16 protein-coding genes, 1 tRNA gene and 1 pseudogene are annotated in these 18,582 nt (G+C 59.5%); all 18 read right to left on the bottom strand.

Annotated elements, in window-relative coordinates; translation table 11 throughout:
- Positions 1–139: 139 nt before the first annotated feature.
- Positions 140–601, bottom strand: a complete 462-nt coding sequence (locus ACED87_RS02860) for a hypothetical protein (RefSeq protein ID WP_449083447.1) — start codon at positions 599–601, stop codon at positions 140–142.
- Positions 602–902: 301 nt separating this feature from the next.
- Positions 903–976 (bottom strand) — tRNA-Pro (locus ACED87_RS02855).
- Between the two features lie 137 nt (positions 977–1,113).
- Positions 1,114–2,691 carry a ribosome biogenesis GTPase Der gene (der, locus tag ACED87_RS02850; protein WP_449083446.1) on the bottom strand — a complete coding sequence of 526 codons (1,578 nt, stop codon included), beginning with the start codon at positions 2,689–2,691 and terminating at the stop codon, positions 1,114–1,116.
- 95 nt (positions 2,692–2,786) lie between these two features.
- Complete coding sequence (cmk, locus tag ACED87_RS02845; RefSeq protein ID WP_449083444.1) at positions 2,787–3,458, bottom strand: (d)CMP kinase; 672 nt, start codon at positions 3,456–3,458, stop codon at positions 2,787–2,789.
- Positions 3,459–3,469: 11 nt separating this feature from the next.
- Positions 3,470–4,624: a prephenate dehydrogenase gene (locus ACED87_RS02840; RefSeq protein WP_449083442.1), complete on the bottom strand. Its 1,155-nt coding sequence runs from the start codon at positions 4,622–4,624 to the stop codon at positions 3,470–3,472.
- The gene (locus tag ACED87_RS02835) at positions 4,624–5,703 is read right to left on the bottom strand and encodes a pseudouridine synthase (protein WP_449083440.1); all 1,080 of its coding nucleotides are present in this window, start codon (positions 5,701–5,703) and stop codon (positions 4,624–4,626) included. Before ACED87_RS02835 ends, ACED87_RS02840 begins: the two co-directional genes overlap by 1 nt.
- An 88-nt stretch (positions 5,704–5,791) precedes the next feature.
- Complete coding sequence (gene scpB / locus ACED87_RS02830) at positions 5,792–6,535, bottom strand: SMC-Scp complex subunit ScpB (protein WP_449083438.1); 744 nt, start codon at positions 6,533–6,535, stop codon at positions 5,792–5,794.
- On the bottom strand, positions 6,532–7,371 hold the full coding sequence (locus ACED87_RS02825) for a segregation and condensation protein A (RefSeq protein ID WP_449083560.1): 840 nt from the start codon (positions 7,369–7,371) through the stop codon (positions 6,532–6,534). The genes scpB and ACED87_RS02825 overlap by 4 nt, the downstream gene beginning before the upstream one ends.
- 157 nt (positions 7,372–7,528) lie before the next feature.
- A complete protein-coding gene (locus ACED87_RS02820; protein WP_449083436.1) occupies positions 7,529–8,389 on the bottom strand; it encodes a ParA family protein in 861 nt (286 codons plus the stop codon).
- A gap of 84 nt (positions 8,390–8,473) precedes the next feature.
- The gene (locus ACED87_RS02815; protein ID WP_449083434.1) at positions 8,474–9,445 is read right to left on the bottom strand and encodes a site-specific tyrosine recombinase XerD; all 972 of its coding nucleotides are present in this window, start codon (positions 9,443–9,445) and stop codon (positions 8,474–8,476) included.
- Between the two features lies 1 nt (position 9,446).
- Positions 9,447–10,190, bottom strand: a complete 744-nt coding sequence (locus tag ACED87_RS02810; protein WP_449083432.1) for an NUDIX domain-containing protein — start codon at positions 10,188–10,190, stop codon at positions 9,447–9,449.
- Between the two features lie 14 nt (positions 10,191–10,204).
- On the bottom strand, positions 10,205–11,887 hold the full coding sequence (locus tag ACED87_RS02805) for a CTP synthase (RefSeq protein ID WP_449083431.1): 1,683 nt from the start codon (positions 11,885–11,887) through the stop codon (positions 10,205–10,207).
- 103 nt (positions 11,888–11,990) lie between these two features.
- The gene (gene recN / locus ACED87_RS02800) at positions 11,991–13,697 is read right to left on the bottom strand and encodes a DNA repair protein RecN (protein ID WP_449083429.1); all 1,707 of its coding nucleotides are present in this window, start codon (positions 13,695–13,697) and stop codon (positions 11,991–11,993) included.
- 15 nt (positions 13,698–13,712) lie between these two features.
- Positions 13,713–14,717 carry an NAD kinase gene (locus ACED87_RS02795; RefSeq protein ID WP_449083427.1) on the bottom strand — a complete coding sequence of 335 codons (1,005 nt, stop codon included), beginning with the start codon at positions 14,715–14,717 and terminating at the stop codon, positions 13,713–13,715.
- An 81-nt stretch (positions 14,718–14,798) separates the two neighbouring features.
- Positions 14,799–15,568 (bottom strand): annotated as a pseudogene (locus ACED87_RS02790) (TlyA family RNA methyltransferase).
- A gap of 29 nt (positions 15,569–15,597) precedes the next feature.
- Positions 15,598–15,798, bottom strand: coding sequence for a hypothetical protein (locus ACED87_RS02785; RefSeq protein ID WP_449083423.1), 201 nt, complete (start codon positions 15,796–15,798; stop codon positions 15,598–15,600).
- Positions 15,791–16,780 carry an HAD-IIA family hydrolase gene (locus ACED87_RS02780; RefSeq protein ID WP_449083421.1) on the bottom strand — a complete coding sequence of 330 codons (990 nt, stop codon included), beginning with the start codon at positions 16,778–16,780 and terminating at the stop codon, positions 15,791–15,793. Before ACED87_RS02780 ends, ACED87_RS02785 begins: the two co-directional genes overlap by 8 nt.
- Positions 16,780–18,207 (bottom strand): hypothetical protein, encoded by a 1,428-nt coding sequence (locus ACED87_RS02775; protein WP_449083419.1) that lies wholly within the window; start codon positions 18,205–18,207, stop codon positions 16,780–16,782. The genes ACED87_RS02780 and ACED87_RS02775 overlap by 1 nt, the downstream gene beginning before the upstream one ends.
- Between the last annotated feature and the right edge of the window lie 375 nt (positions 18,208–18,582).

Here is an 18,582-nt window from a genome sequence, read left to right as displayed (position 1 = left end):
CCGTGGACTTGCTTACACCTCCGCTAGATTACGCGTTGATGACCTCACAAGGTACCGCAAGCCCACAGAACCACACATAGTTGCGTGAAAGCCCCACCCCCTCAGCAGGCTCCTCCCCCACTGTGCAGTTGCAAGAATTTTAGAGTTTAATGCGGTAGCTCTGCCTACTGGGCTGTTCGGCCAGGTCAGCTAGGGTTCGTTCCAAGCTGGTGATGCGGATGCCTGGGGCAAGCACCGTGGTGTCGGTGGGTAGGTGCAACTCCCCGTGGTGCACGGTGTAGTCTTTAGCTCGCGTGCGGTGGTAGCAGTAGACATGCACAGTCTCAGGCAGGGTTTCTAGGGGTAGCCCCTGTAGCAGGGCTGCTGTCTGGTGGGAGAAAATTATGCCGGGGTAGGACGCTGCCAGTGCAAGCACCCGGGCCATATAGGCTTCTTGGGGGGTTAGTTTTTCCCAGTCGGTGCGGTGCAGGTAAAAGCCTCGAGTGACCCGCCGGTAGAAGCCTCTGGCTATGGCGGTATCTAGCTGATAGCGGTTGGGGTAACGGGCAGTCAGCTGCTGGCAGGTCAGTAGTTTCTGGTGGAGTTTTTCGAGCTGAGTCATGCCACCATGCTAGGAAGATTAGGCTCTTGGGCATATTTCAGGGGAACCTGTGGAAAACCTGGTGTTGCACCCTTTGCCCGCGGCTTCTAGGTATCAACTGGGGCGGGCGTCCTTATTAAACCTGCCGATGGTAAGTATGTGACGTGACTATGACGGCCCATTCACACAATCCACAGGGCAGTTTCACCAGCCCGTACCACTACAGCAGATAGACCAAAAGCTAGGCGGTTTGGTGGAACCGATATGGGTAGCAAAAAGCTCCGGCCACTAGGTTTTACCCTAGTGGCCGGAGCTTTATCTGTCGGGTTGACAGGATTTGAACCTGCGACCCCTTGACCCCCAGTCAAGTGCGCTACCAAGCTGCGCCACAACCCGATTGTCTCTCGTGAACTTTGCTGTTCCCTCGAGCACTCGTATAACTATACACACCTCTTTGAGAGAGTGCAAAATCGAAAACCGGGTTTTTTGGCCCTTTTTAGAGCGTTTTAGGTCACATTTCAAATGGGCCGGGGTTAGCGGCGTCCGCCCTTACCTGCCTTACCGCTCTGACGTTCCCCTAAACTACGGCGCTCACGCACACGCATGGTGATGTCAATCGGGGTGCCAGTAAAGTCGAAAGTCTCACGCAGACGGCGCATAATGAAACGGCGGTAGCCAGGGTCAAGGAAGCCGGTGGTGAAGAGAACGAACTTAGGCGGGCGGGAAGAAACCTGGGTGCCAAAGAGAATGCGCGGCTGCTTACCACCGCGCAAGGGGTGGGGGTGAGCAGCCACAATCTCACCCAAGAAGGCGTTGAGGCGGCCGGTAGGAATACGAGAATCCCAGGAATCCAAAGAGTGCTCTAGGGCAGGGACCAGCTTGTCCTTGTGCCAGCCAGTCTTCGCTGAAATGTTCACGCGCGGCGCCCACTTCACATGGGCTAGATCGCGCTCAATTTCGCGTTCGAGCATTTCACGGCGGTCTTCATCTAGGGTGTCCCACTTGTTGAAGGCCAGCACCATGGCGCGGCCAGCGTCCACGGCCATCTGCACGATACGCACATCCTGCTCACTGAGGGGCTCAGAAACATCCAGCAGCACCACAGCAACCTCGGCACGCTCAATAGCGGTCTGGGTGCGCAAGGAGGCGTAGAAGTCTGCGCCCTTGGCCATGTGCTGACGGCGGCGAATACCTGCGGTATCAACAAAACGCCAGGGGCGGCCACCCAGCTCCACAATCTCATCGACAGGGTCGCGGGTGGTACCTGCCAGGTCATTGACCACAGCACGCTCTTCACCAGCAAGCTTATTCAGCAGGGATGACTTACCCACATTGGGGCGACCAATCAGGGCAATACGGCGAGGCCCACCCAGGGCCTCAGGTTCAGCGTATTGGGAGTGCTCAGGCATGACCTCAAGCAGGGCATCCAGTAAGTCAGCCAGGCCGCGACCGTGCAGACCCGACACCGGGTAGGGCTGGCCCATACCCAAAGACCAGAGGGCGTGAACTTCAGGTTCCTGGTGGGTGTCGTCAATCTTGTTGGCAATTAGCAAGATGGGCTTGTCTATACGGCGTAACATACGCACAATGGCTTCGTCGGTTGCGGAGATACCCACGAGGGCATCAACAACCAGCAGCACAACGTCCGCGTGGGCAACAGCGATCTCAGCCTGGGCTGCTACCTGGGCGTCAATACCCTTAGCGTCTGCTTCCCAGCCGCCAGTGTCAACCAGGGTGAAGTCCTTACCAGCCCATTCAGCCTTGTAGGAGACACGGTCGCGGGTCACACCGGGCTTATCTTCAACCACGGCTTCACGGCGGCCCAAGATGCGGTTAATAATGGTGGATTTACCGACGTTGGGGCGGCCCACGATAGCAACCACGGGGTCAGCTTCGCGGTCTTCGTCCTCGCCGGTGTCGTAGCCCCACGAGGCTAGAAGAGCGCGGTCTTCTTCATCGAGCTCGTAGTCTTCCAGGCCAGCGAGGAGGGCTTCGGCGCGCTGGTCTGCGGTTTCGTCGTCAATTTCTGCCAGACGGTCCGATACGTCATCGTCGCCGCCGCCGAGGAATTTGACCTCGTAGTCGTCGTGGGGGGTGAGTTCGTCGCTCATGGGCGATACCTCCTGTGGTGAGTTCCGGCGGGTGCCGGTGCATTGGTAGATAAGTTTAGTTCACAGTGGACGGGCGCAGGTAAGCTACCTGCGTTTTACCGGGCTAGCTGGTCTTCGACAGCTTCAATAACTGCTGCAATGGTTTTTTCAAAGTTGAGTTCTGATGAATCGACCAGGGCCACACCTTCAGCTGCTTCAGTGAAACTGGTGACCTTAGAATCTTTGGCGTCACGGGCTGAGACCTGGGCGGCAAGCTGCTCAGAGTTCTGAGTGCCGCCCAGTTGCAGGCCACGGCGGGCCAGGCGTACTTCTTCACTGGCGGTCAGTAGGACGCGGGCATCAGCATCGGGGGCTACAACGGTGGTGATATCGCGGCCTTCTGCCACCATGCCAGCCTGAGACCGGGCGATAAAGCCCCGTTGCATATCAATGAGAATCTGGCGGACCTGCATATGAGAAGCAACCGCTGAGACTGCCTCAGAGATGCGGGGCTCACGGATAGCATCACGCACGTCCACTCCCCCAACCTCAATGACCTCTTCATCGGGGCTGGTGCCCTGAACATAGGGGAAGCTCTGGGCTGCAGCAACCAGGGCCGCGGCGTCGGCGGTATCAACCTGGGTGTCCAGGCAGTACCAGGTCAGGGCGCGGTACATGGCCCCGGTGTCTAGGTATTCGAGCCCATAGTGCTTAGCTACTGCCTTAGAAACCGAGGACTTGCCAGAGCCAGAAGGGCCGTCAATGGCGATCACGAGCTTGTCAGACATAGTTTTCTTCCTTACTTGACGACCTTCCAGCCGCGGCCGGTGAGGTCTTCGATGAGTTTTTCGTGTTCGTTAGGGTTGACCGAAATTTCGGCCATACCCACCTGGGCACCGGGTGAATGTTCCAGACGCAAATCCTCCAGGTTGACGCCCAGTTCACCAATTTCAGCTAGGAGGCGGGCCAGGGTGCCGGGGGTGTCATCGACCAGTACAGTGAGCTGGGCAAAAGCAGAGGGCGAACCACCGTGCTTACCGGGGATCCGGGCCACACCCGAGTTACCTTCGCTCATGAGCTGGGCAATATCGAGCCGGGCCCCAGAGGCAGCAGGAGCTTCTAGGGTGCTAATTAGACGCTCTAGATTCTCACGCACCCCGTAGAGGGTTTGGACCACAGGCTCAGCGTTAGCTGAGAGGATCTGCACCCACAGCCCCGGGTCTGAGGCGGCGATACGGGTGGTATCGCGTAGCCCCTGCCCGGCTAAACCAAGCGCATAGAGAGGGGTTTCCTGCAGGCGGGAGGCCAGCAGGGAACTCATCACCTGGGGCACATGAGAAATCAAGGCCACAGTGCGGTCGTGTTCCTGCACATCCATGTGAGTGATGGTCGAACCCAACTCGGTAGCCACCTGCTGGGCTAGCTTCACCAGTTCCGGGCGCACAGCCTCATGGTCGCAGAGCACCCAGGGGCGGGCTGAAAAAAGCTCGCCGCGGGCAGCTACCGGCCCTGACTTTTCACGCCCAGCCATAGGGTGGGTGCCCAGGTAGCGGCTCACATCAGCGCCCGATTCACGCACCGTATCCAAGATCCCTGACTTCACTGAAGCAATGTCAATCACCAAAGCGCCCGGGTAGTCGGTCAGTGCCTGCACCACCAGGTCGGCGGTAACATCCGGAGGCGCTGCCACCACTACCAGCTGGGGGGCAAGTTCTAGCCCGGCGGGGGCGTCCTGCCCTGCTGTGGCCTGCCATTGGCTGGTCAGGGCCCGCAGGGAGGTGCCAGCGCCAATGTCTTGGGCAACAGCTTCGGTGGTAGGTGAGATGTCGGAGATGTAGACGGTGTACCCCTGGTGGCTGAGCCCCAGCCCGATAGAGGCACCCAGCAGGCCCGCCCCAATGACTAGGACGGGGCCGTGCAGGTGGGAGTCAAAAACGGTGGGTGAACCGCTCATTAGAGCCCTACCGAGGCCAGCAGCTTACCGATTTCGACTTTGGAGAGGTTGCGCACGGTGCCCTGTTTCTGGGAGCCGATGTGGATGGGGCCCATCTCAACGCGCACCAGTTTCTCAACGGGGTAGCCTACGTGCTCGAACATGCGGCGGATAATACGATTCTTACCTGAGTGGATGGTGACCTCAACGAGGACGTGGCCGGGGGTGGAGTCCACCAGCTTGAATTCGTCCACGCGGGTGACGCCGTCCTCCAGGCGTAGACCCTTTTTCATGGCTGCGCCGATACCCGGTTCCATGGGGCCAGGCACCTGCACCAGGTAGGTCTTGGGCACCTCGTAGGAGGGGTGAGTCAGGCGGTTGGCTAGTTCACCGTCGTTGGTCAGCAGGAGCAGACCTTCGGTTTCAACATCCAAGCGGCCCACGTGGAAGACGCGTTCGTTCATGGAGGCGCGCAGGAAGTTAGAGATGTTGGGGCGACCATCGGGGTCGTCCATGGCTGAGACAACACCGGTGGGCTTGTTGAGCACCATGTAGACCAGCTTGTCGTTGGTTTGGATGGTCATACCATCAACCTGGATGGTGACCTTATCGGGGTTGACGCGCACACCCAGCTCGGTCACGAGGGTGTCATTGACCGTTACGCGGCCTTCTTCAATCATTTCTTCACAGACGCGGCGGGAGGCCACGCCAGCTTGGGCCATGATTTTTTGCAGGCGCACCCCATCGTGGTCGTAGAAGGGGTAGTGGTCTACAGGTGCGTTCTTGGGTCGGCGCGGACGGTGGGGGCCAAAGTTTTTGGAGCCACGGTTAGAGGGGCGGAACTCGCCCATCTCCTTGGCAAAGGGCTGGCCTGAACGGAATTTGGGGCCCTTGCCGGTGCCTGCCTTGCGGGGGCCACTGGGAGTACCAGGCTTAGCTCCCTGGTTGCCTTTAAAGCCGCCCTTACCGGAGCTGCTCTTACCGGCAAAGCCTTTGCCGCCGCTTCTGCCCTGGGATGCGCCACGGTATTCGTTGTTCTTGCCGAAGCCGCGGCCGGCGCCTCCGCGCCCGTGGTTGCCGCTGCGTCCTTGTGCTGCCATAGTATTTTCCTCTTTTCGTCGGTGGGGCGTCTGCGCGCCCCGGCTTGTCTGTAGGTGCCAGTGGTTGGGGCACCTGTGCTTAGGTGGTTTAGGGTCTGGGTTCGGTCAGTTCGGGGTCTTTGCCTGCACTGACTTCTGCCGGGTCTGGGAGGTAGGGTGCTAGGGGCGGGAGCTCATCAAGGGAGTTCAAGCCCAATTTTTCGAGCAGGGTATCGGTAGTGATGTACTGGGTGGCCCCATTTTCATCGGGTGCGGTTTCGGTAATCAACCCGCGTTGCAGCAGGTTGCGTACCGCTGCGTCGGCTGAGACTCCGCGCACCTGGGCGATGTAAGACCTGGTAGCTGGCTGCTGGTAGGCGATGACAGCTAGGGTCTCAAGGGCTGCCTTAGTGAGCTTGACGGTTTGGGCGCCGACCACAAAGCGGCTAACCCAGGGTGAGAAGTCGGCCCGGGCGTAGAGCCGCCAGCCGCCACCCACTTGGCGTAGCTCAAAGCCGCGCGGTTCGTGGGTGCCGGTGGCATCATCGTAACCATCGTAGTCACGCACCAGCTCATCGAGGGCTGCCTCAATAGCTCGTTCGGGCACAATGAGGGCCGCTGCGAATTCGCGTGCGCTTACCGGTACATCGGCTACGGCCAAAATCGCTTCGATAGCTGCTTTCACACCACCGGGTTGGAGTTCAACCCTGGCCGGTTCGTGGGCGGACGCTACAACCTCAGGCTCTACTGCCGGGCTACGTGGTGGGGCTATGGCGTCTTCTGGCTCTGCACCCCAGCTACCAGAAAGCAGAATCTTGAGGTCATCATCAGTGTAATCGGGGTTCTGACTCATGCTCTCTCTCCTTCTGCTGCCAGGGTGGGGGCATGGGCGCTAGTGGTTTCAAGTCTGAGGGTAATGGGCCCCAGGGTTGTCTCTTGATCTACTGCCAGCACCCCCTCTTTGTAGAGTTCTAGCACCGCAAGAAAGCGTACTGCTACGACTTCGCGGCTACCGGCGTCCGCGCAGGCCTCGGTGAAGCTCAGTTGCCCGCCGCTCTCCCCTAGTTTGGTTAGGAGTGTGGCTTCTTCGGCAGCGATAGTGGTGGCCGGGGTGTAGATGTGGCCGGTGTCAATCTGCGCAGGTTCTGGCTCTCTGCCGGGGTTCTCGTGCAGGCGCAGGGCACCGGCGGCTATCTGGGCGAAGGCCTGCGGGGTCAGGTCAAAGACCAGTTCGGGTAGGACCTTGGTGAAGGCTGGTTCTAGGGCGACGGTGCGGGAAAAACGCTGGTTTTCTGCGGCAAAGTGTTCTTCAAGGACGCTTGCTACCTCCCGGTAGGCCCGGTATTGGAGTAGGCGGGCAAAGAGTAGGTCGCGTGCTTCGAGCAGGTCGGGGTTGGAGGTGAGGGCCTTGTTCTTGCGCGGGAGCAGTCGCGCTGTTTTGAGTTCTAGCAGGGTTGCTGCGGTGATGAGAAAGTCGCTTGCGGTGTTGAGGGCGGCGTCGCTGCCGTCTTCTAGCAGGGGGCGAATGTAGGTGAGAAATTCGTCGGTGACTTCAGCCAGGGCGATATCAGTGATATCGAGTTTTCGGCGGGAGATGAGGGTGAGCAGCAGGTCGTAGGGGCCTTCGAAGTTGCTCAGAGTAAGTATGAAGGGCGCGGGGGCGCTAGGGGTTAGTGTGTTCGGTACCATCACGGCAGCGAGTCTCCTGTAGGTTTTTGAGCCAGGATTAAGCGGCATCTCGTGGGAGCCGCGTTCTTGTTTCTTTAACTATTGTGCCCGCCTCCCCCGGTATTCTTCAAGGGTAGGCGGGCAAAAGTAGTCTAGAGCATAGATGGGGTGGGTTCTTTTAGGGGGCACCACCGCGGGAGATTAACTCGCGCGCTAGCTGGCGGTAGGCCTCAGCACCGGGGTGGTTAGAGGCGTACGACAGAATAGGCTCTGCCGATACGGAGGCATCAGGGAATTTAACGGTGCGCTTGATGACAGTATCGAAGACCTTGTCACCGAAGGCGTCCACGATACGGGAAAGAACCTCTTTTGAGTGCAGGGTACGGGAGTCGAACATGGTAGCTAGAACCCCGTCAATTTCGAGTTTGGGGTTTAGCCGGTCCTGCACCTTTTCGATGGAATCCACCAGCAGGGCCACCGCGCGCAGGGCGAAGAACTCACAAATCAGCGGGATAATGACGCCGTGGCTGGCGGTCAGGGCGTTAACGGTCAGCAGTCCCAGGGAAGGCTGGCAGTCAATCAGGATAACATCGTAGTCGTTTTCAACCTTGCGTAGGGCACTGGCAAGTACCTGTTCGCGGGCAACCTCATTGACCAGTTGCACTTCAGCAGCAGAGAGGTCGATGTTAGCCGGTAGCAGGTCAATGTTCTCAAATTCGGTGCTTTGAATGACCTCACGGATTTCGACCTTGCGGTCCATCATCACGTTGTAGATGGTCAAATCTAGTTCGTGGGGGTTGGCGCCGAAACCGGCAGAGAGCGCACCTTGGGGGTCAAAGTCAACGAGGAGGACGCGGCGTCCGGCTTCTGCCAGGGCGGCACCAAGGTTGATGGTGGAGGTAGTTTTACCTACCCCGCCTTTTTGGTTGACCATGGAGATGATGCGGGCAGGCCCATGTGTGGAAAGGGGTGCGGGGTCGGGGTAGATGCGCAGGGGGCGGCCGGTGGGGCCAAGCTGCTCAGCGCCGGTTTCAGTCACTGTGTTTCACCTTTGGTTGGGTTCACGTCTTTTATCTACCAGTTTAGCCGGTGAGCGCAAACTCGGTTACTTATCGGCCTCTTCTTAGCGGGCCCGCGGGTGGCTAGCAGCAAAAACCTCCCGCAAGGTATCTGCTGTGACCTTGGTGTACACCTGGGTTGTGGTCACAGAGGCATGCCCCAGCAGCTCTTGCACCACACGAATATCAGCCCCACCTTCTAAGAGATGGGTTGCAAAAGAGTGACGCAGGGTATGCGGTGAAATCTCGGCCCGGATTTTAGCGCGTTCAGCATGATTCTTAAGAATCAGGTAGGCACCTTGCCGGGTGATACGCCCTCCCCTGGCGTTGAGAAAGAGCGCAGCGTTACCCTTGCCCTGGGAGGCGAGCGCTGGGCGTCCGCGCACCAGGTAGGTATCAATGGCCCGGGCGGCGTAGGAGCCAAGGGGCACTACTCGCTCCTTATTGCCCTTACCGAAGAGTCTGACAATGGCAGGTAGCTGGTGTGTGTTTTCTGGTTCTGGCCGGTCGATGACTAGATCGTCAATGTCGACGGTGATAGCTTCGCTAATGCGAGCCCCGGTGGAGTAGAGAAATTCCAGTAGGGCCCTATCGCGTAACCCGGTGGGTGTGGCCAGGTCGGGGCTTTCGAGCAGGCGGGTGATGTCAGTTAGGGGTAGGGCCTTGGGTAGACGGGCGGCTGGTGTGGGCGGGCGGACGGTTGCCGCCGGGTCGGTGGCTGTGGTGCCTTCGCGGTACCAGAAGGAGTGGGCCCCGCGCACCCCGCTGATGATGCGGGCAACTGAGCGGGCAGCGAGGGCTTCTCCCCCGTCTTTGCTGGGTGTGGAGCAGTGGGCGGCGAAGTCTCGCACATGTTTTTTGGTGATGGTGTTGGGGGTGATAACACCGTGGGCTGCCAGGTAGGTGCGGTAGCGGGTGAGGTCGCGGCGGTAGGCTGCTTGGGTATTGGCTGCTAGTCCGCGTTCGATGGCCAGGTGGTTGAGGTAGGCTTCCACGGCTTTATCGAGTGGTGTGGGTGCGGGGCCGCTGGCGGGCATGTTAGAGCCCTTCGGCAGGGCGAATTTCACCGCGGTAGTTAGTTTCGCGCAGGGCCGGGTGGGCGGTGAAGGGTGCTGAGACCGAGTAGAGGGTTTTGAAGTTGCGGCGGGCTGCGGCGTCGGCGGCAAGAATGGCGTTGGTGGCAGCCGCGTTGTGGATGCGCCCCGCTAGCACAGCCTGTACAGCTTCTTCTAGGGGAACCCAGCGTTGCACGATTTCTGATTCTTCGTGTTCTCTTTCCTGGCGCTCTTCGTCCGGGATCTCACTCAGGTCGCGGGCTAGGTAGATGCGGCAGGTCTCCCCCATTCCTCCGGGTGAATTGTAGAACTCCATGAGAGTATCCCAGCGGGCAGCTTGCAGGTCGGTTTCTTCTGCTAGTTCGCGGGCAGCGGCATCTACGGGGTTTTCACCGTCGATATCCAGTAGGCCTGCGGGGATTTCCCACAGGTTGGCTCTCACAGGGTGGCGGTACTGGTTAATGAGCAGTACCTCGTTTTTATTGTTCAGGGCCAGGACGGCAACCGCCCCAGGGTGCAACAGAAAATCTCGTTCAAAGGGTTCAGCGCCTTCCTCTAGGGCTATGCCTTCACGAACGACGTCCCAGACGTAGCCCTCAAATTTGGTGGTGCGGCTGGTGACGTAGCGGGGGTTGGCGATATCGGCGATGGTCTGCTGGGCAGCGGCAAGCGCCGGGGCCTTGAGGCGGGGGGCGTCCCCCACCTCATACGAGAGATTCTGTTGCATACCTTAGAACAGTACTAGCCGTTCTTACGGGCCTCAAGTGCCGCCTTAATGAGCCCTGCAAAGAGGGGGTGGGGGCGGGTGGGGCGGGATCGGTACTCAGGGTGGGCCTGGGTGGCGATGTAGTAGGGGTGCTCGTTAGCGGGCAGTTCTACGAATTCCACCAGGGATGAGTCCGGTGAGGTACCTGAGATGACCAGGCCGGCTTCTTCTAGCTGCTGGCGGTAGTCGTTGTTGACCTCGTAGCGGTGGCGGTGGCGCTCTGCTACTTCTTGTGCCCCGTAGACGCTTTCAGCGACTGACCCGGCTGCTAGTTTTGCCGGGTAGAGGCCCAGGCGCATGGTGCCACCCAAATCGCCTGCACCGTCTACGAAGGCCTTCTGTTCTTCGATGGTGGCAATGAGCGGGGATGCGGTCTCCGGGTCAAATTCGGTGGATGAGGCGTCCTTGATGCCCAGGACGTTGCGGGCGTATTCGAGCACCATGGACTGTAGCCCCAGGCAGATACCCAGGGTGGGGATTTTGTGCTCACGGGCGTGGCGCAGGGCGCCGATTTTGCCGTCTAGGCCACGGATGCCGAAACCACCGGGTACGAGGATGGCGTCCATACCGCGCAGCTGGTGGGCGGCGTCCTCGCTGCTAGCGCAGAGGTCTGCGGCAACCCATTTGATGTTGACCTTGGCGTTGTTAGCGAAGCCACCGGCGCGTAGGGCCTCAGTAACTGATAGGTAGGCGTCGGGTAGGTCAATGTATTTGCCGACCAGGGCCACGTTGACCTCGGTTTTGGGGGTGTGCACGGCAGCCAGTAGCTTATCCCACTGGGTGAAGTCTACGGGGTTAGCGTCAATGCCCAGGTAGTCCAGGATGTAGGTGTCAAGGTTCTGGCTGTGCAGGGTTTTAGGGATGTCGTAGATGCTGGGGGCATCGGCGCAGGAGATGACGGCCTCAGGTTCTACGTCGCAGGCGTTACCGATTTTGGTCTTGTGCGACTCAGGTACTTCGCGTTCGCAGCGCAGGATCAGGCCGTCGGGAATGATGCCCAGGCCGCGCAGGGCGGCAACGGAGTGCTGGGTGGGCTTGGTCTTCAGTTCACCGGAGGGGCCGATGAAGGGAACTAGGGAAACGTGGAGGAAGAAGACGTTGCGGCGGCCCACATCGCGGCGGACCTGGCGGGCAGCTTCGAGGAAGGGCAGGGATTCGATGTCGCCCACGGTGCCACCGATTTCGGTGATGATGATGTCGGGGGCCTTCTCACCTTCGGCGGGCAGGCGCATACGGCGCTTGATTTCGTCGGTGATATGGGGAATGACCTGTACGGTGTCGCCCAGGTATTCACCGCGGCGTTCTTTGGCGATGACGTGGGAGTAGACCTGGCCGGTGGTGACGTTTGCTGACTGGTCGAGGTTTTCGTCAAGGAAGCGTTCGTAGTGGCCGATGTCCAGGTCGGTTTCTGCCCCGTCGTCGGTGACAAAGACTTCACCGTGCTGGAAGGGGTTCATGGTGCCGGGGTCGACGTTAAGATAGGGGTCGAGCTTCTGCATGGTCACTGAAAGACCACGAGAGCGAAGAAGTCGGCCAAGAGATGAGGCTGAGAGGCCTTTGCCGAGAGATGATGCTACACCGCCGGTGACGAAAATCTGGCGGGTGACTTTACCGTTGTTTGATGCTTTAGTATCTACCACGGAATTCCAGCCTATCACTCTTTTTATTCCTTCTGTTTCGCCTATGTAAATATTTAGGAGCTACCCCGTGCGCGAGCGCCCTCCCCCTTCTTCCGATGCTTGAGCCAGAATAGGCAGATGGTTAGAGTTGGCCCGCGTCTACGAGGAGTTCTCGGGCGTGTTCTTGGGCTGCGGCTGACTGGTCGTGGCCAGAGAGCATGCGGGCTAGTTCTATCACCCGTTCTTCTGCTGTGAGAACCTGCACACGGGAGAGGGAGCCGTCCTCATTTTTGCGTACCAGAATATGCTGGTCAGCGAAGGCCGCCACCTGGGGCAGGTGGGTGACCACCAGTACCTGCACGTTCTTAGCGAGCATGGCCAGGCGGCGGCCGATTTCGATGGCTGCTTTACCGCCGACACCGGAGTCCACCTCGTCAAAGATGAAGGTGGGCACGGGGTCTACTTCTGAGAGCACCACTTCGAGGGCCAGCATCACGCGGGAGAGTTCACCGCCCGAGGCGCCCTTGCCCAGGGGGCGGGGGACGGCCTGGGTGTGGGGGGCCAGCATGAAGGTCACCGCGTCCTTACCGTAGCGGTGGAATTTCTCGGTTTCTTCTACCTCAACTACCAGTGAGGCGTTGGGCATGGCCAGGGCTGAGAGCTCCTCACTGACCGCAGCAGCTAGCTTACGGGCGGCCTTGGTGCGCAGGTCAGTTAGCGTCTTAGCCTGTTCACCTAGGGTTTCCCGTAGCTGACGCAGTTCAGCTTCAAGGGCTTCTTGGCGGGCTGGGTCGTCAGAGAGAGTTTCTAGCCTGGCCCGGGATTCTTTTGCCCAGGCCAGCACCTCTGCAATATCTGCCCCGTACTTGCGGGTCAGGCTCTTGAGCTGGGCCCGGCGGTGTTCCACTTCAGCCAGACGCTCGGGGCCTTCGGTATCAAGACCGGAGGTGTAGGCAGAAATTTCTTCGGCAATATCGGTCACATGAATCAGGGCTTCGTTCAGTCGCCCAGCTAGGGTAGCGAGTTCTGCGTCCGCATCTGCTTCTGCTTCGAGGGAGGTGCGGGCTGCATCGAGCAGGCCCAGTACGTTGGGTTCGTCGGCGTCCCCGTACTCGGTGCCTGAGAGAGCGGCGGACGCTGTTGCCGCAGCTAAGCGCAGAGATTCAACGTTTGCCAGTTTTTGGCTTTCTGCCCGCAGGGCTTCGTCTTCGCCGTCGGCAGGCTGTATCGAGTCAATCTCAGCTAAGGCACCCTGTAGGGTTTGGGCTTCTAGGGCACGGGCCCTGGTATTTTCTCGCACGTCCCGCAGTTCCCCGGCTGCTTGACGGTAGCGCTCGTAGTTGAGGGTGTAGGCAGCTAGGAGCTTTTCTAGTTTTTTCCCGGCGTAGGAGTCCAGGGCATGACGCTGTTCAGCGGCGTTTTTGAGGCGCAGCTGGTCAGACTGGCCGTGCACTGCCACTAGGGTGTGCCCAATATCAGCTAGCGTACCGATGGGGGCTAAGACCCCGCCCACGTGGGCGCGGGAGCGTCCAGCGGCGCTGACAGTACGCGCTAACAGTAGCTCAGCAGTACCTTCTTCAAGTTCTTCAACTGAGCCACCGGCGTCCTCTGCTAGTTCTAGGGCCCGGTGCCCTTGGGGTAGGCGGATGACGGCCTCTGCTAGGGCCTTCTTGGCCCCGGTGCGCACGTTTGAGGCGTCTGAGCGGGCGCCTAAGAGCATGCCGAGGGCGGTGACGACCATGGTTTTACCGGCGCCTGTCTCACCGGTGAGCACTGAGAAGCCAGGTTCAAGGGGCAGGCGGGCGTCGGTGATGACGCCCAAGTCGCGCAGGTGAATTTCTTCAATCACGAGGGGAAAACTTTCTTAGCGTTCTTTGTCGGTGCGGATGACGGTCAGGGCGCTGGTCGCGGGCCCAGGGTTGTGGGGCCCACGCCAGCCGGCGATGGGTAGTTCAAACTTTTTGACCAGGCGTTCGGAGAAGGGGGCCGGGTGCATTCGGGCTAGGCGCACTGGTTTGGATGAGCGGGTTACTTCTACGCGGGCTCCTGGGGGTAGGTCGCGGGTGCGGCGCCCGTCGCACCAGAGCACACCTTCTGCCCCGTTGGTTGAGATCAGTTCTACGGCCATCATGGAGGTTGGGGCGGTCACTAGGGGCCGGGCAAAGAGGGCGTGGGCGGAGAGGGGCACCATGAGCATGGCTTCTACGCTGGGCCAGACAACCGGCCCGCCGCCAGAAAAAGCGTAGGCTGTTGAGCCGGTGGGGGTTGCTAGCACTACCCCGTCGCAGCCGAAGGATGAGAGCGGGCGGCGGTCTACTTCGATTACGACCTCAATCATTTTTTCGCGGTTGCCTTTTTCGACGCTGGCTTCATTCAGCGCCCAGGTTTCAAGTATTTTCTGTCTGCCGTCCCAGACTTTCACGTCAATTGCCATGCGCTCTTCGACCGTGTAGTCACCTGAGACTACTCGCTCAACGGTTTCGGTGAGGTCAACTTCTTCGGCTTCTGCTAGGAAGCCGACGTGGCCCAGGTTGACGCCGATGAGGGGTATTTGGGTGTGGCGAATCATCTCGGCAGCTCGTAGGATTGACCCGTCACCGCCCAGGACTATGCCTAGTTCAATGTCTTTGAGGGCTACGGACTCGTGGGCGACTGCCACGGGGACGGGTTCTGCCCAGTTTTCGGTGAGGGTTTGAAGGTCTGCCCGGTTCATGACGGGAACTAGCCCGGCTTGGTGGAGTTGGGTGCAGGTGGCACGAGCTGCTTTCCGGGCTTCGGGGCGGCCGGTGTGGGCAAAGACGAGGATGTTACGGGCCTTTGGTGCCTGGGTCTGCTGGGGTGAGCGGGCGGTGTCAGGTGTTTCGTTCACCCCTTTAGGCTAGCTGACCTTGGAGGTTTTTGCTGTTTTTCTTGGCCTAACACACCAGGTTTTTCGAATATTTATTCGACTTTACTGGTGGTGAGAGACTTTTTCTGTCGTAGTGGTTTTGGCAGGTTTCTGGCACCAGAGGAAGAACTCTACGTTCCCATCCTGCCCTGGCAGGGGGCTTTCCTTCTCTCCTAGCACTAGCAGGCCTGCCTCTTGCGCAGCTGCGCGGACGGAGGCCACCGCTTCCGCCCGTGCCTGCGGGTCGGTCACTACCCCCCCTTGCCGATTCTGGTTGGGCCTACCTCGAACTGGGGTTTGACCATGAGCAAGAGGTCCCCACCTGCGGCTGTTGCCTCAGCTAGCGGGCTAATAACTTTGGTGAGGGAGATAAAGCTCAAATCTGAGACGGTCAGGTCTACCTGCCCGCCAATGTCTTGGGGGCTCATGTGCCGCACGTTCATGCCCTCATAAACATCTACGGCAGGGTGGTTGCGGATCTGTTCAACCAGCTGGTCATGGCCCACGTCAACTGCTGCGACCCGGTGGGCTCCCCGGCGTAGTAAGACGTCGGTGAAGCCCCCGGTGGAGGCACCGGCGTCCAGGCAGAATTTGCCGGCAATAGTAATCTGGGGGAAGGCGTCCAGTGCCCCGGCGAGCTTGTGCCCGGCGCGGCTGACGTACTCGGTGAGCTCGCTGCGGCGCACACGGACTTTGTCGCCTTCTTTGAGTTTCTGAGCCGGTTTGGTGATGGTTCGGCCGTTGATGCTGATGTGCCCGCCTTCGACCATTTTGGCGGCCAGGGTGCGGGAGCGGGCAATCTTTGCCTGCACCATGTACTGGTCCAGTCTCATTGTTTTCCTTCCCGCACCGCACTGGGTATTTAGCGGCTTGAATCTAGGTCTTTTTTCAGGGCGGACGCCAGCTCGCTCAGCTTCTCGATGCGTTCGGTAGCGTCCAGGGCTAGGGCCGCGGTAAGAGCTGCCTCAAATTCGGGGTCTAGGCTCTCCTCTTCCCCCTCTGGGGGTAGGGGTAGTACTTGCCTCAGGGTGCCCTTATCGGCTTCGTCTTCCGTGTTAGCCACGGTGTACCTTGGTGGGGGCAAGCGGCGCGGAGGCTTCAGGGTGGGCTGCCCACCAGGCTGCGCAGGCCACGCGCCAGCTATCTAGCTCGCTGCCTTCACCGTGTATGCTCAGCTCAGTTTCTGTTGCTTCAGCGGCCCAGCCTGCCCCGCTGGCCCAAGCGCCGGTCGCTGTTACCTGGGTTTGGATTTCTGGGTAGTCCTGTAAGAAGTTGTGCAGGTTTTCCAGGATGTAGGTGGGACGCTCTAGCGGGATAGCTGCCATGATGCTCTGGTAGGTTTCTACCCCGGTCAAAACGATGGCTGTTGCCATGCCTGCCTGGTTGCCGCCTCGAACGTCGGTATCAAGCCGGTCCCCTACCACAACAGGGCGCTGGGCCCCGAGTTTGTGGGCTGCGGTTTCAAAGATGGGGGCTGCAGGTTTACCGGCGACCAGTGGGGTGCGGCCGGTGGCTGTGGCCACTGCCCCTACTAGGGTGCCGTTACCTGGTGCTAGGCCTCGCTCTTTGGGGATAGTGAAGTCGGTGTTGGTGGCAACCCAGAGCACTTTTTCATCGGCAAGAGTGTAGGAGGCTTCAGCCAGGTTTTCCCAGCCCAGGGTGGGGTCAAAGCCCTGTACGACCGCGACAGGTTCTTCAGCCTGGCTGGTGACGGGGGTGAGCCCGGCAGCAGTGACGCAGTCAGCAAGAGCCTGAGAGCCGACGATGAGCACCTTGGAGGCAGCAGGGAGCTGCTCTTTGAGCAGTTCAGCAGCGGCCTGTGCTGAGCTGACCACGTGCTCGGCATCGGTGTTAACGCCAAGCTCTACCAGATGGTTGGCCACGCCTTGGACGCTGCGGGAGGCATTGTTGGTCACGAAGACTACCGGCACCCCGGCTTCCTGCGCCTTGTTCAGGGCTTGAGGGGCACCGTCAATGGCGAAAGGCCCAGCGTAAACCACACCGTCCAGGTCAGAGAGGATAGCGTCGTGAGCTGCTAATAGCATTAGTGGCCTTCTTCCTCAGCAGACTCAGTGGAGATTTCAAAGAGAGCTTCTTCTTCAGCCTGTTCTTCGCTCACGCAGTTTTCAGAGCTTGGGAGGGTTTCGTCAATGTCAAAGAGCGCGCCGTCTTCTTCGCTGGTGTCAGTCTCTTCACCGGCGTCAATGCTCTCAGTGGTTCCCGTGCTCTCGACAGTTTCGAGGCTTTCAGCGGTTTCAGGGCCCTCTGCGGTTTCAGGGTCTTGGCTGGGTGCAGCTTCAGTAGCCGCAGCCTCGGTCTTTGCTGTGTTGTCTTCCTGGCCGGTAGCGTTCTCAGGTGCGGTGGCTGAGGCTTGAGCTTCAGCAGCTTCAAGGTCGATGGAGGGCTCTTCGGGTTCTAGCAGGTCTTGTTCGGTGAAGATATCGAAGATTTCAGGTTCCACAAAGTCACCTTGGCCGAGGGCTGCCTCGGTCATCAGGGCAAGACGGGCCCAGCGGGCAGCTTCCTTGACCCGGCCGTCCTGTGTGAGCAGTTCAGCGTAGGTGTTGAAGAGGCGAGGTGAGTAGTCAAAACCGCGCTTGGGGTTAAGTTCAGGGATTTCAAGAGCTTTAAGGGCTTTCTTCAGATCGCCTTGGTCGCTGTAGATGCCGGAGACTACGATAGCTACCTCTGAGCGGACGGCGGCAGGCACGTCTTCGCTCTTGGCTTCTTCGGCCAGAGTGAGGGCTTTTTCGATACGGCCGAGGGCACGCTCGCAGTCTACGAGCAGGGCCAGGTGCTCGTTGGAGCCTGAGATACGGCGGTGGGTGCGTAGTTCACGCAGGGCCAGTTCGAAGTCTTCAGCCGCGTATGCGGCAATACCTACGACTTCGCGGACGACGCCGATTCGCCCTGCTCGTTTTGAGGCGGCAACGGCGTGTTCTAGGGCGAAGTCAGGGTCGATGTCTAGGTATCGGCCGACCATGACTAGGTGTTTAGCTACGGTGTCTGCGTTCTGGGCTTCTAGCTGGCGTAGGGCGCGCAGGGTCCAGTTTTCTAGTTCTTTACCGGTGACGTCGGTGTCAATCTCGGGCGCGTTCTTTGAGGGGCGGTAGTCACCGCTGGGGTTCTTGGTCTCAGCAGTAAAGTTCCGGTCTTTGCGGTCCCCTTGGTAGCCGCGCTTGTTGTGGTCGCGGTCAAAGTTTTTGCGGGGGCCGTTGCCTTTACGGTCGAAGGTGCGTTCGCCTCGGCCGTTACCGTTGTTTTTGCGATCGTCAAAGCGCTTACCGCCGCCACGGTTTTTGTCGAAGGGCTTCTTTTTGTCATTGTAGGGGCGGTCGCCGTCACGCTTGGTGTAGCCTGATTCGGTGCGGTCTGAGCGGTCGCTACGGTAGGGGCGTGAGGAGTTACGGTCTTTGTTCTTCTTGTAGCCACCACGGTTATTATCTGAGTGGTTACGTGAGTATTCAGCCAAGTGAGCTCCTCTATGATGTTGGGGGGGTAGGGCTCTTATTGGCCCTGTTCTACTGCTAGGTTCTAGTCTATCTGGCTTGAGTTACCTTGCGTAGGGGCTTACCTGCTCTTGCTGGTGCGTTTTCAGGCACACAGCACCCTATAGGTAGGGTGTTCCACGGTTGTCTCTTCCAAAAGAAGAGGTTCTCTTTAAAAAGAAAAGGGCTGAGGCAGATGCTGCCTCAGCCCACAGTGCGGGGGCTATCTACCCCGGTATGTAGCTTAAAACAAGAAAAGCTCAGAGCATGAGCTCTGAGCTTTTCCTTGTATCCCACTATAAAAACCGGCGGTGACCTACTCTCCCACACCGTCACCAGTGCAGTACCATCGGCGCAAA

Source organism: Rothia sp. 32237D007AR (genome assembly GCF_053544675.1).
The sequence above is the reverse complement of the archived record's forward strand: the minus strand, read 5'-3'. Positions and strand labels throughout refer to the sequence as shown.